The following is a 13,557-nucleotide window of genomic DNA, read 5'->3' as shown; positions in this document are numbered from 1 at the left end:
GAATTTTAAGAGAAATCTGGACTATAAATCTCATATTCGAATTGAAAATATTCTTCAAGAAAAGCAACTACTTGATTTGCTTTTTCTTCGTCATCTAACGAAACCAAAACATCTTTAGTAGTATGTTTTTCATTCAACAACGTTACATCTGATCTTAAATAAGTTAAAGAAGCATCTGGATTTGCTACTGAAAACCAAGCCATTTTTTGACTTCGTTTGAATTTTAAAATAGAAACTTTAGATTTCTGATTTAAGTCGACTTTCTTTTTCTGTAATAATTTATCGAACAAGAAAGTTGCTTGATACAGATTATTATTTTCTTTTACAATTCCTTTCTTTAGGAAAATAGAACATATCATAGCTATTAATAGGATTATAAAAAATAGTACGATTAAACTTTTTAAAAAAAATGGTTTTACTCTATAGATTAGATTAATGATTGCCACTATTGGAAATCCTGTACAAAGTAAAACATGAAGTTTTTGATGAGTTGTAAACTTACTTTCTAAAATTAATCTTTTCATAGTTGTCTTTTAAATAGCTTTTGATTTCTGTAATAAGTAGATTAATTTCCTCATTTCGTTACAAATAAAATTTTATTTTAATTTATTCTAAATAAATAATTATATTTGTACCGAATTTACAGAAAGTATGATTGTTTTTTACACACCTAAAAAAGAAATAGTTAAGACACTACCTCAAATTAGTGCTTGTAGTACAGCTTGTGCTAGTAACTGTTTAAAACCTAAAAGCAAGTGTTGTAATAAGTATAAGAAAAAAGGCATCAACTGTAAGCGATGCCCTTTAAGTTTTGATATTAAGATAGCTTCTTAATTATTCTATTTTTAATAAGAAATAATTTCTTTTACCTCTCTGAAGAATTACATATTTGTTTGCGACTAAATCATTTGATGTAATCTTGTAGTCTTCTTTTACTTTTACTTTATTTACCGCTATCGAGTTTTCTTTTAAAGCTCTTCTAGCATCTCCGTTTGATTTTAGGAATTGTGTTTTTGCTGCTAATGCACCAATCATATCTAATCCAGCTTCAATTTCAGCTTTCTCGATAATCGCCTGAGGTACACCTTCAAAAATATCTAAAAACGTTTGTTCATCTAAACCTTTTAAATCTTCGTCTGTAGATTTGCCAAATAAAATATTAGAAGCAGCAATTGCTTTGTCTAACTCTTCTTTAGAGTGCACAAAAGTAGTAACCTCTTCTGCTAATTTCTTTTGTAAAGCTCTTTGGTGTGGAGCTTCTTTATGTTCTTCTATTAAATTATCAATCGTTTCTTTATCTAAAAACGTAAATATTTTAATATACTTTTCAGCATCTACATCTGTAGTATTTAACCAAAATTGGTAAAACTTGTATACTGAAGTTTTGCTAGCATCTAACCAAACATTTCCACCTTCAGTTTTACCAAATTTAGAACCATCTGCTTTTGTAATTAATGGACAAGTCATCGCAAATGCTTTTGCATCTTCTCCTGGGTTCATTCTTCTTACTAATTCGGTTCCTGTAGTAATGTTCCCCCATTGATCTGAACCTCCCATTTGTAAAGCACATTTATGTGTTTTATGTAAATGGTAAAAATCGTATCCTTGAATTAATTGATAAGTAAATTCAGTAAATGACATTCCGCTACCAGCTTCACCAGAAATTCTCTTTTTTACAGAATCTTTAGCCATCATGTAGTTTACAGTAATTCTCTTACCTACGTCTCTAGCAAATTCTATAAAAGAAAAATCTTTCATCCAATCGTAATTATTCACTAAAACTGGAGCATTTTCTTTTTCACTATTAAAATCTAAAAAACGTGCTAAAGTTGCTTTAATACCTGCCACATTCTTTGCTAACGTTTCTTCATTTAGTAAATTTCTTTCATCAGATTTACCAGAAGGATCACCAATCATTCCTGTAGCTCCACCAACTAAAGCAATAGGTTTATGTCCTGCTTTTTCTAAGTGCACTAATAAAATAATAGGCACTAAACTTCCTATATGAAGTGAATCGGAAGTAGGATCGAACCCAATATAGGCACTTGTCATTTGTTTTTGAAGTTGTTCTTCTGTTCCTGGCATAATATCGTGGATCATTCCACGCCACTCTAGTTCTTTTACTAAATTTTCAGTCATTGGTGTAAATTACTTTGAAAAGACAAATATACCATTTACAAAATTTTAATTTCATAAGAATCTTTAGAAACCATTGTATTAATTTATGTTTTTAAACCTTAAGAAAAAATTAATGTTTCTTTTATGTGACTTCTTCTATTTTTTATGGTCTAAAAATTAAATTTGATAACTTAAATAAAATTTAGAGAAATGAAGAACATACTTAAATTCCCGTTATTTTTAGCTTTAATTACGAATTTATTTATTTTGACGAGCTGTGGTAGTGAAGAAATTATTGACCCAGAACCAGTTGATCCACCAGCTGCAGTAACTACTTATTCTGCTAGATTATTAGCAGCTCCATTAGGTGATGAAACTTCATCTACATTTATGACTTTTTACAACAATAGTATTCATAAAATTAGTGAGGCCTCTACAACAGGAAGCACTTGGGATTTTGGTTATTTCTATGGAACTACAAGAAAGGCTTCTTTTGCTTCTGTAAAAAATTATCCAACGGATGTTTTTGATTTAACAGCTATTGCAGATGCAGATAAAAAAGAGTGTTTCTTTGCTAAATCTACTGTTTTAACAGCTGCTGATTTTGATGCAATTACTTTAGAATCTGAATTAAACAGCGTTGCTAAACCAACAACACAATCTGTTACTGAATTAAGTGTTGGTGATATTATTGAGTTTCAAGATTCTTACGAGAATAAAGGACTTATTAAAATTACTAGAATTGTAGAAGGTAATGGATCGAATGGACAAATAGAATTTGATGTTAAAATTCAAATAAATAATATTCCTGTTCAATCATAACAACAAATCATTATAAAATTTAAAGGTTGCTTTTAGGCAATCTTTTTTTATCCATATTTTTGAATTATGATTTTAGTTACTGGAGGAACAGGTTTGGTAGGATCTCATTTATTATATTTTCTTTCTACAGAAAATGATAATATCACTGCTATTTATAGATCAAAAGAAAAGATAGCTGCTACTAAAAAAGTGTTCTCTTATTATACTGAAAACTTTAATGAATTATTTGAAAAGATTCATTGGATTCAGGCTGATATTACAGATATTCCTTCTTTAGAAAAAGTATTCTCAAAATCTTACACCTATGTTTATCATTGTGCTGCGTTAGTTTCTTTTGATCCAAAAGATTATAAGCAAATGAGAAAAGTAAACATTGAAGGAACTGCTAACTTGATTAACTTTTCAATAGATAACAACATACATAAATTTTGCTTTGTTAGTTCCATAGCTGCTGTTGGAGATGCTATTAATAATGGAATTGTAAATGAAGAAAATGAATGGATAGACACAAAAGATAAACACGGTTATGCCATTAGTAAATATGGTGCAGAAATGGAAGTGTGGAGGGGAAGCCAAGAAGACATGAATGTCGTAATTGTAAACCCTGGTGTTATTTTAGGAAGCGGTTTTTACACAGAAGGATCTGGTAAAATGTTTAGCCAAGTACATAAAGGATTAAAATTTTACACTGAAGGCATTACTGGCTTTGTTGGTGTAAAAGATGTTGCTAAAGCCTTAATAGAACTAGCTAATTCAGATATAATAAACGAACGTTTTATTTTAGTTTCAGAAAATAAATCTTTTAAAGAAATTTTTCAAAGCATCGGTACCAATTTTAAGGTTAAAAAACCTAGTATTGGAGTTAACCCATTTGTAACTTCTATTGCTTGGAGAATAGACTGGTTACTTACTTTACTCACAAGAAAACAACCTTTTTTAACAAAAAACTCTGCTCGTTCGGCTCATAACAAGGAATACTATAGTTCAGAAAAGATTATAAATAATTTAGATTTCAATTTTGAACCTATTGAAAAAGTAATTAAAGATGTTTGTACTGACTATTTAAAATAATCGCAGATTAGATTAAAGATTTACTCATCTTCATTTTGAACTTTCGAACTATCTTTTTTAATCTTGACTCCTTTTTTAACTTCAATTGAATCTTTAATCTTCAACTTACTTTTCTTGATTGAATCTCTTTTGTTTTTCTCAAGTTGATACACACTTGCCTTAGCTTCTAAACTTCTCCTTACATCTTTAAGTAATTTATCATACTCATCAATTTTAGAAGTATAAAATGTGTTACTTTGTTCAAAACGAAGACTATCTATTTTATATTTATCATACACTAACAGCATATAATTTAAATCTCTTTTTTGATCTAAATTTTTTATTGGCTTTGCAGCAGCAGCAATATGCATATCAGTTAGTAAGGAAACCATAGAATCTCTAGGAATTAAATTATCAGGTTCCTTATATATTGTGTTTCCTGTACACGCTAAACACAAACTAATACATAAAACAAATAGAATTAAATTTTTCATTTACCTTTCAAACAATAAACGTTGACCTTTAATTTCTTCATTAAACACACCATTATCATACATTAAGTTACCGTTTACAAACGTATGCGTTATTTTAGATGATAATGTAACGCCTTCAAAAGGAGACCAACCACATTTATACAATACATTATCTCTAGAAACTTCCCAAGAATCATTAGGATCTACAAGTACAATATCTGCGTAATAACCTTCTTTAATATAACCTCTTTTTTCAACTTGAAAAAGAATAGCAGGATTATGACACATTTTTTCTACAACTTTTTCTATTGAAATTACTCCCTCTTTTACTTTTTCAAAAAGAGCAACAACTGCATGCTGAACTAATGGTCCACCACTTGGAGCTTTTGTGTATACATTTGCTTTTTCCTCAAGAGTATGAGGCGCGTGATCTGTGGCAATTACATCAATTCTGTCATCTAATAAAGCTTTCCAAAGCCCGTCTTTATCTTTTTGCGTTTTTACCGCAGGATTCCATTTAATGTGTGTTCCCTTTCTATCATAATCTGCATCTGTAAACCATAAATGATGTATACATACTTCAGCAGTAATTTTCTTATCTTTTAAAGGAATATCATTTCTAAAAAGCTCTGTTTCTTTAGCTGTTGATAAATGAAAAACATGTAATCTTGCACCTGTTTTCTTTGCTAATTCAATGGCTTTTGATGATGATAAATAACATGCTTCTTCACTTCTAATAATTGGATGAAATTTTACTGGAATATCATCTCCATATTTTTCTTTAAACTCAGCAGTATTTTTTCTAATTGTACCTTCATCTTCACAGTGTACAGAAATTACCATATCTGTTGATGAGAATATTTTTTCTAAAACCTCTTCATTATCTACCAACATGTTTCCTGTTGAAGAACCTAAGAATAATTTAATTCCAGCAACATTTCTAGGATTTGTTTTTAATAACTCTTCAAGGTTATCATTTGTTCCTCCAAACATAAACGAGTAATTTGCATATGAAGTTTTACTCGCTATTTCGAATTTATCTTCTAATAGTTCTTGCGTTGTAGCTTGAGGAGATGTATTTGGCATTTCTATAAAAGAAGTAATACCTCCAGCTACAGCTGCTTTACTTTCTGTGGCTATATTCGCTTTATGAGTTAATCCTGGCTCACGAAAATGAACTTGATCATCAATCATACCTGGAATTAAGTATTTTCCTTTAGCATCAATTATAATTTCATCTCCCGATGGCGTTATACTTTCAGCAATCTTAGCAATAAGTTCATCTTTTACTAATACATCACCTGTAAACACTTGGTTTTCGTTTACAATTTTTGCGTTTTGGATTAAGTATGATTTTTTCATTTTATTTTGGTAAGCCTTTTAATCTCATTTTTATTACTCCAAATAAAGCTTCAGAAACAATTCCTCCACTCATTTTAGATTCTCCTAAAGTTCTATCTGTAAAAATCACAGATACTTCGTTGATTTTAAATTTATGTTTCCATGCTTTGTATTTCATTTCTATTTGAAAAGCATATCCTACAAATTTAATTTTGTCAAGTTTTATCGTTTCTAACACATTTCTCGACCAGCAAACAAAACCAGCTGTAGTGTCGTGAACAGGAATTCCTGTTACAAATCTCACATATTTAGATGCAAAGTAAGAAAGTAACACTCTATTCATTGGCCAATTTACCACATTAACTCCTACAGAATAACGTGAACCAACTGCAACATCTCCACCATCTATAGCACAAGAATTATACAATCGAATTAAATCTTTTGGATCATGAGAAAAATCTGCATCCATTTCAATTAAATACTTGTAATCTTTTGCTAATCCCCATTTAAAACCATGAATATAGGCAGTTCCTAATCCATTCTTTCCTTCACGCTTCTCTATAAATAATTGATTTGGAAACTCAGCTTTTAAACTTTCTACTATGGTAGCTGTTCCATCTGGAGAATTATCATCTACAACTAGAATATCGAAAACTTTTTCTTGATCGAAAGTAGCTCTTATGATCGCTTCGATATTTTCTTTCTCATTATAAGTAGGGATTATGACTAGTGTGTCAGACATCAAACTTTATTTCGTTAAAAACTTGGACAAAGATAAACTAATTTATTACTAATTTTGTGTTAATTGAACTTCTTAAATCTTTATGGAAATATTGCAAAGAAATTTCGTATCAACCGACTGGATCACACTAGTTTTTTTAGTTGGATTGGTAATGATTGCTTTAATGAAATTATACAAACCCCAATTACTTTTGGGATATTCCATTGCTTTTTTCTCTCAAGGTTTTATTGAAAGCCGTTCAAGTAAAAACCCCTCTGTTTTCACAGTATTTCATGTATTAATATTCTTATTTAGCTTACTTATTTATTCGCTTACCATACATTTACTACTAGCGAATAATATTGCTGGTTTCAATTTTTCTTTTTTATACACATTCCTTTTTGTTACTGGGTTTATATTAACAAAATACATCTTAGTAAAATTAATTGTTTTAACATTAGATATTGAAGAAGATACACGGTACTTTTTATTTTCTAAAACAGGATATTTATATGCAATTAGCCTCTGGTTATATCCTATTTTAGTATTGTATCAATATTGGTATTCTAATAGTAGAGTTTTAATTATTTATATGCTTTTACTATTGGCTTTTAGGGGATTTTTAATTGCTAAAAACAACAAAAAGCTGATTTTTAATCACTTCTTCTATTTTATTTTGTACTTTTGCACCCTCGAATTAGCTCCTTTGCTAATAATTTATAAAACAACAACTATATAAAGAGAGTTTTATGAAAGTGAAAACGATTTTAGTGTCTCAACCAGCACCAAAAACTGAGACATCACCTTATTTTGATTTAGCTGAAAAACAAAAAGTAAAAGTTGACTTTCGTTCATTTATTCATGTAGAAGGAATTCCTGTAAAAGAAGTAAGAGCGCAAAAAATAGACTTAAGTAACTTTACTGCTATCATTTTAACTAGTAGAAATGCAGTTGATAATTTCTTTAGAATTGCTGAAGAAATGCGTTTTACTGTGCCAGACAGCATGAAATATTTCTGCCAGTCTGAAGCTGTAGCATACTACTTACAAAAATACGTAGTATACCGTAAGCGTAAGATTTATGTTGGAACTAGAACTTTCCCAGAATTATGTAAATTAATAAAAAAGCATAAAGATGAGAAATTCTTATTACCATCATCTGATAAATTAAAATCATTAATTCCAGATGAATTAAATAAGCTAGGTGTAAATTGGCAAAGAGCTGATTTATACAGAACTGTAGTAAGTGATTTATCTGATTTAGAAGATGTATTTTATGATGTATTAGTTTTCTTCAGCCCATCAGGTATTGAAAGTTTATTTGAAAACTTCCCAGATTTTAAACAAAACAATACTAGAATTGCGGTATTTGGAAACTCAACAATCAAAGCTGTAGAAGCACGTGGTTTAAGAGTAGATATTTCTGCTCCAACCCCAGAAACACCTTCTATGACTATGGCTTTAGAAAAGTACATTAAGGAAGTAAACAAAAAGTAATTTTACTTTAAATAATATTGAAAACCTCGCTAAATTTAGCGAGGTTTTTTATTTTTATATTAAACCTTCTTTCCTTAATACTGTCTTAATATTATGAAAACAAATCATATACTCCATCTTTACCATAGAATTGGTTTTGGTTTACAACCTCAAGAAATTAAAGCACTTCAAACTAAAGAAAAAGCTGAAGTGATTCATGATATTTTTCAAGCTTCAAAAAAAATTACTCCATTATACATCGACACCAGTTTTGCTGATCGTCTTTCTTCAAAAGATATTAAAAACAAAAAAAGAAGACAAGAACTAATGAAAATCAGCAGAAAAAAAGTAAAAGAACTTAATGGTATTTGGATCGATCGTTTAAATAAGCCTTCAGAAATATTAAGAGAAAAAATGACCTTGTTCTGGGCAAATCATTTTATTTGTGAAGACAAAAATATTTTACATGTTTTACAATACAACAATACGCTTAGAAAATATGCACTCGGTGATTTTAGAGCTTTTGTAAAAGCGATTTCTAAAGAAGCGGCCATGTTGAAATACTTAAACAACAAACAGAATAAAAAAGATAGTCCAAATGAGAACTTTGCCAGAGAGTTGTTAGAACTTTTCACATTAGGTCAAGGAAATTATACAGAAACCGATATTAAAGAAGCCGCTAGAGCTTTCACAGGATATAATCATGACTTTAAAGGAAACTTTAAACTAAGAAAACGAAAACATGATTATGACGAAAAAACCTTTTTAGGTGAAACAGGAAACTTTTTTGGCGACGATATTATAGATATTGTTTTAAGCAAAAAACAATGTGCACGTTTTATATGCAAGAAAATCTACAGTTATTTTGTAAATGATAAACTAGATAATGATAGAGTAGAAGAACTAACAACTATTTTCTTTACAGACTACAATATTGAAAACCTGATGAAACATATTCTTTCGTCAGATTGGTTTTACGATGAAACAAATATTGGAACAAAAATTAAGTCTCCAATAGAATTAATCGTAGGTACTTATCACATTGTTCCGTTTACATTTCAAAAAGAAAAACAAGAACTACTTATTCAGAAATTATTAGGTCAGATTTTACTATTACCTCCAAATGTTGCCGGTTGGAAAGGCGGACAAAATTGGATAGATAGTAACACTATTGTTACACGGCTTCGTTTAGCTTCTGTACTATTAAATAATTCTGAAATCACATATTCTGATAAAGATGATTTTAAAGCTGTAATTACTGATTTTAAAAAGAGAAAACGAAAGCGTAAAACTTTTATAAAAACAACTACCGATTGGGAGAACTTTGAAAAAAAATACAGTAATATTTCTAACGAAGAACTTGTTGATGTATTAATTACAGCTCCAATAAGTAACGGAACCAAAGAATTACTGAAACAATATTATAAGCTACCTAAAAAGGAGTTTTGTATTCAGTTATTATCACTTCCAGAGTTTCAATTATGTTAAAATAGCAAGATCATGAAAAGAAGAAATTTTATTAAAAGAACATCGCTAGCTACAGGTGGAGCTTTTTTAGTTCCTCAGTTTTTAAAAGCTTTTGAAACAACACTTTCTCAAGTAAATTCTTACAAAAAAGTAGTGATTATTCAATTAAAAGGCGGAAATGACGGATTAAACACTGTTGTTCCCTTTAGAAATGATCGTTACTATCAAAACAGAGGAAATATAGCACTTCAGAAAAATCAATTATTACAATTGAATGGTGAAGTAGGATTTCATCCGAGTTTAGCTCCTTTGCAAAGTTTATTTGATGATGGACATATATCGATTATTAATAATGTAGGCTATCCAAATCCGAATCGATCACATTTTAGGTCAACAGATATTTGGCAAACGGCTAGTGATAGTAATGAATATTTACAGTCGGGTTGGGTTGGTCGTTTTTTAGATGTTACAAATTCTAAACCATATCGTGCTATAGAAGTAGACGAAAGTCTTTCTTTACTGTTGAAAGGAAATCATCAAAACGGATTGGCAATTACAAATCCGAAGTTATTTCACCGTTTATTAAATCAGCCTTTTTTTGACAATGTTTTCAATAATTATACGAATGACAAACATTTAAGTGAGCACAATTTAGGTTACTTATACAACACCATGATTGATGCTAAATCTTCAGCTTCGTACATTTATGAAAAAACAAAAACACAATCGTCTTCAGTAGATTATCCTAAAAATGCATTCGGGAAACAGTTAAAAACAATTGCTGAGTTTATTTCTTCTGGAATAGATACTCAGATTTATTATGCTGGTTTAACTGGATTTGACACGCATGCGAATCAGAAAAACAGACAAGCGCGATTATTAAAAGTTTATGCTGAAAGTATTGATGCTTTTGTAAAAGATTTAAAACGTAACAACACATTTGACGATACATTAATTCTTACATTTTCTGAATTTGGTAGACGTGTAAAACAAAATGGCTCTAACGGAACCGATCATGGAACTGCGAATAATGTATTTGTGATTGGAAAAAATTTAAAGAAAAACGGAATGTACAATCGTCTTCCGAATTTAAATGATTTGGACGATAATGGAGATTTAAAATACACTGTAGACTTTAGAGAAGTGTATGCCACAATTTTAGATAAATGGCTGTCGATTGACAATGCTAAAGTTTTAAATAAAAACTTTTCTAACCTTGATTTTATTTAAAGTCAAGGTTAGAAATTTATTCGAATTTCATTTCAAAAATGAGGTAATGTTTTATTCCAAACTTCTTTCCCCAGTTCTCAATATCTTTTCCGCTTGTTCCGACTTCACACCAAGATTTAGATCCGTCTGATATTTCATAAGGTAGAATATAAGCTAGTAAATAAAACTTTTTATTGTAGCTGATTTCCATATTACTTTCATCTACCATATTTCGCAAACTATAATCATTAGAATCTATAGCTTTGTACTCTTTAGTGATTCCAAATCTTGGAAATTTAAAATTCAGTTTCAACTTCTTTTCAGAAGTCAATTTAGAAATTACTTTAAGTTTTAAAACAGAATCATTTACTTTTTCAAACGCTTTTACTCCTAAGTTTTTACTGTCAAAAACAACTGTATCTTTCACAATTTTCCCATCCCAAATTTCTTTTACATATAAAGTATAACTTTTGTTTTTTAATTCTTTCCCAACAAACTTTAGCTTTAAATAATTAATCCCTTCAAACCTTAGAACATCATTCAATTCTTGGTTTTTCGAACCATAACCAGAGATTAATTTTAAATCACTTTTTGATTGTTGTGCTTCTGTAATATAAATGCAAAGCAATAAAAACAATAGAGTTAATAGCTTTTTCATAGTTATTTCTTATTAATTTTTACTTGGGCTGGATAATGGAATTTTGTGTGTACAATATCAAATTGCATATCTCCAGAAATCTCTTTATTGTCCTTTCTCTTTCTTTCCATCATTTTACTCTTTTTACCTGTTTTTGAAGGTTGACTTACAATAGTGTCTTTATCAAAAAAATAAGTGGTATCGTGACCTCTACAAACTATTGTATACTCTTTCTCTGGCTCATAAAAATGAATCTCTGAATATTCACCTTTAAAATTGAACTTTTTAAAACGATCTGCAAAATTGTACAGATACACTTTACTATTAAAATCTTTAATATCATTATACTCACCAACTTCTCCTATTTCAACTTTTGTATACTCGGCAATTAAATTCGAATTAGCAATTCCCCCAATTAAAATATTTGTTGTACTTCTTCCTATAATAATACTGCTATCAACTTCTCCTAAAAACACACTTCCATTCCAACATGTAATCTTAGATTTAGTTAATTTCGATATGTTTAAATATCCACCATCAGTAAACAAATTCAAGTTTTTCAACTCTAATTCACCAAAATTAAACCTGCTTTCTTTTGCTGTTATATTTAAATTACCTAACAAGTTTTCAGGAATATATATGGTGAAAAAACTTTTTAAATACTTTACTTTTCTTGATTTAGCCAGTTTCTCTCTTAGTTTATAGTATTCTGAATACTGTTTAAAAAAACCATTATGTCCTTTAATAATTTCAACTTTAGTTTTTCTTTTTGCATTAAACTTGACGTATTTTTTCATTGTTGAATGCAAGAGTTTTGACAAATCTCCCTCAGTAATTCTTTCATCTGGAAACATTTGTCTTTTAGTAATCTCTTCTTTACTCTTAATTGAAAATGATAATTTATCATTGAAAATATTTTGTTCGAATTTTATTTGATTAATAAATGCTTCTTTCTCTTTTTCTGAAAAATTATCTAATTCTAATTTAAAATCTAAATGCACTTTTTCATCCTTAGACTCTCTGATATCTAGAGTTATATTCTCAAAATGTAAATCCAGACTTTTAAAATTCTCTACATTAATACTTTTATCAAAAACTATTTCCTTTTGAGCATACACAAAACTGCTCAGAAAAATCAAACTAAATAACAATCGTTTCATAGGTAACTTTTTTTTGTTTTAAACTTTTTATATGCTCTTGAATATCTTTTAATGTTTGTAATCTTTTTTGAAGATTTGATATTAAAGCTTCTAACACATTAATGTCATTGGGTTTTTCATTCAACTTAGATGACAACACTTTATAATCTGCTGATAATTCCTTTAATTTCTCATCGTATTTCTCTATCAACTTTTCGTCATTTGTTAGCTCTAAGAAATTATTCCATTCTGTATTAATATTCTTTAAATATTCTGTTTCTATTTGCTGAACATGTAATAATAATTGCTGATTTTTCTCATCAATTTTATTCTTTGGAAGAAACAGATACACTGAAATTAAAACAACCACCGAAGCCACATAACCAACGATTTTTTTGAAAGGAAATTTTTTCTTTTCGTTGGTTGCTTTAAGTTTTTCTAAAAATTCAATTCTATGATTTTCAGGCAACTCTTTTTCGAATTCATCTTCTTTAAAAAGTTCTCTAATGTCTCGCTTCATTGAAATGCTTTTTTAATAATTCTCTTAACTGTAATTTACCTCTTCTCAATTGTGTTCGAGAAGTTTTCACTTCGATTCCTAAAATTTGAGAAATTTCAGAATGATCGTAACCTTCTAATAGATATAATTTCACTACCAATTGATATTTTTCACTCAATTGATCTATTGCTTGTAAAATTTCTTGTTTTGTGATTTGCGTATCAAACAACCAATCTTCATCATCAACAATTTCTAATTGAACCTCCTCAATAAAACTTGTTTTTATTTTTTTCTTTTTTAATTGATCAATACATTGATTGATAATTATTCGCTTTAACCAAGCTCCAAAAGTTTTGTCTTTTTTAAATGTTTGAATATTTAAAAATGCTTTTAGAAATCCTTCTTGCATAGCATCTTTAGCTTCTTCATCTGGCAAGTATCTACATGCAACAGTAAACATGGCATTACAATACTTATCATAAATATGCATTTGGGCTTTTCTATTGCCTTTTTTACATTGATAAATTAATATGTCGATTTGTTTAGACACGTATTCGATTAGGTTGATTTACCCTTAATAACGAAGAAAAAAATAAAGGGTTTCAA

The 13,557-nt window shown here is 29.1% G+C and carries 15 protein-coding genes; 6 read left to right on the top strand and 9 right to left on the bottom strand.

Annotated elements, in window-relative coordinates; all coding sequences use genetic code 11:
- Positions 1–5 precede the first annotated feature (5 nt).
- Both Q1A46_RS08660 and tyrS read right to left on the bottom strand, forming a co-directional pair.
- Complete coding sequence (locus tag Q1A46_RS08660) at positions 6–524, bottom strand: hypothetical protein (protein ID WP_299676757.1); 519 nt, start codon at positions 522–524, stop codon at positions 6–8.
- Between the two features lie 310 nt (positions 525–834).
- Complete coding sequence (gene tyrS / locus Q1A46_RS08655; RefSeq protein WP_299676755.1) at positions 835–2,139, bottom strand: tyrosine--tRNA ligase; 1,305 nt, start codon at positions 2,137–2,139, stop codon at positions 835–837.
- Positions 2,140–2,328: 189 nt separating this feature from the next.
- Here tyrS and Q1A46_RS08650 point away from each other — a divergent pair, with 189 nt between their 5' ends.
- Together Q1A46_RS08650 and Q1A46_RS08645 are read left to right on the top strand one after the other, a co-directional pair.
- A complete protein-coding gene (locus tag Q1A46_RS08650; RefSeq protein WP_299676753.1) occupies positions 2,329–2,940 on the top strand; it encodes a hypothetical protein in 612 nt (203 codons plus the stop codon).
- 66 nt (positions 2,941–3,006) lie between these two features.
- Positions 3,007–4,011: an NAD-dependent epimerase/dehydratase family protein gene (locus Q1A46_RS08645; RefSeq protein WP_299676750.1), complete on the top strand. Its 1,005-nt coding sequence runs from the start codon at positions 3,007–3,009 to the stop codon at positions 4,009–4,011.
- Positions 4,012–4,031: 20 nt separating this feature from the next.
- Here Q1A46_RS08645 and Q1A46_RS08640 read toward each other — a convergent pair whose 3' ends face one another.
- From Q1A46_RS08640 to Q1A46_RS08630, 3 genes are read right to left on the bottom strand one after another with little or no spacing between them, the layout of a single operon-like run.
- Complete coding sequence (locus tag Q1A46_RS08640; RefSeq protein WP_299676747.1) at positions 4,032–4,484, bottom strand: DUF4296 domain-containing protein; 453 nt, start codon at positions 4,482–4,484, stop codon at positions 4,032–4,034.
- Complete coding sequence (locus tag Q1A46_RS08635; protein ID WP_299676744.1) at positions 4,485–5,825, bottom strand: dihydroorotase; 1,341 nt, start codon at positions 5,823–5,825, stop codon at positions 4,485–4,487.
- A 1-nt stretch (position 5,826) separates the two neighbouring features.
- Positions 5,827–6,546, bottom strand: coding sequence for a polyprenol monophosphomannose synthase (locus tag Q1A46_RS08630; RefSeq protein WP_299676741.1), 720 nt, complete (start codon positions 6,544–6,546; stop codon positions 5,827–5,829).
- Between the two features lie 82 nt (positions 6,547–6,628).
- On the opposite strand from Q1A46_RS08630, the gene Q1A46_RS20955 reads away from it, so the two are divergent.
- From Q1A46_RS20955 to Q1A46_RS08615, 4 genes are all read left to right on the top strand, one after another.
- Positions 6,629–7,264 (top strand): DUF4271 domain-containing protein, encoded by a 636-nt coding sequence (locus Q1A46_RS20955; protein ID WP_373456508.1) that lies wholly within the window; start codon positions 6,629–6,631, stop codon positions 7,262–7,264.
- A 10-nt stretch (positions 7,265–7,274) separates the two neighbouring features.
- Complete coding sequence (locus Q1A46_RS08625) at positions 7,275–8,021, top strand: uroporphyrinogen-III synthase (RefSeq protein WP_095068917.1); 747 nt, start codon at positions 7,275–7,277, stop codon at positions 8,019–8,021.
- A gap of 93 nt (positions 8,022–8,114) precedes the next feature.
- Positions 8,115–9,488 (top strand): DUF1800 family protein, encoded by a 1,374-nt coding sequence (locus tag Q1A46_RS08620; protein ID WP_299676734.1) that lies wholly within the window; start codon positions 8,115–8,117, stop codon positions 9,486–9,488.
- A gap of 12 nt (positions 9,489–9,500) precedes the next feature.
- A complete protein-coding gene (locus Q1A46_RS08615) occupies positions 9,501–10,697 on the top strand; it encodes a DUF1501 domain-containing protein (RefSeq protein ID WP_299676732.1) in 1,197 nt (398 codons plus the stop codon).
- A 16-nt stretch (positions 10,698–10,713) separates the two neighbouring features.
- Here Q1A46_RS08615 and Q1A46_RS08610 read toward each other — a convergent pair whose 3' ends face one another.
- Genes Q1A46_RS08610 through Q1A46_RS08595 form a run of 4 tightly spaced genes read right to left on the bottom strand, consistent with a single transcriptional unit; the run spans position 10,714 to position 13,501 of the window.
- Entirely contained in the window at positions 10,714–11,334 is a 621-nt protein-coding gene (locus Q1A46_RS08610) for a hypothetical protein (protein ID WP_299676729.1), read from the bottom strand.
- 2 nt (positions 11,335–11,336) lie between these two features.
- Positions 11,337–12,473 (bottom strand): hypothetical protein, encoded by a 1,137-nt coding sequence (locus tag Q1A46_RS08605; RefSeq protein WP_299676726.1) that lies wholly within the window; start codon positions 12,471–12,473, stop codon positions 11,337–11,339.
- The gene (locus tag Q1A46_RS08600; RefSeq protein ID WP_299676723.1) at positions 12,454–12,972 is read right to left on the bottom strand and encodes a hypothetical protein; all 519 of its coding nucleotides are present in this window, start codon (positions 12,970–12,972) and stop codon (positions 12,454–12,456) included. The genes Q1A46_RS08605 and Q1A46_RS08600 overlap by 20 nt, the downstream gene beginning before the upstream one ends.
- Positions 12,956–13,501, bottom strand: a complete 546-nt coding sequence (locus tag Q1A46_RS08595; RefSeq protein WP_299676720.1) for an RNA polymerase sigma factor — start codon at positions 13,499–13,501, stop codon at positions 12,956–12,958. The genes Q1A46_RS08600 and Q1A46_RS08595 overlap by 17 nt, the downstream gene beginning before the upstream one ends.
- Positions 13,502–13,557: the final 56 nt, after the last annotated feature.

Origin of the sequence: uncultured Tenacibaculum sp. (assembly GCF_947502995.1) — a bacterium.
Lineage (GTDB): Bacteria > Bacteroidota > Bacteroidia > Flavobacteriales > Flavobacteriaceae > Polaribacter.
This window is presented reverse-complemented; position numbering and strand designations above follow the sequence as displayed.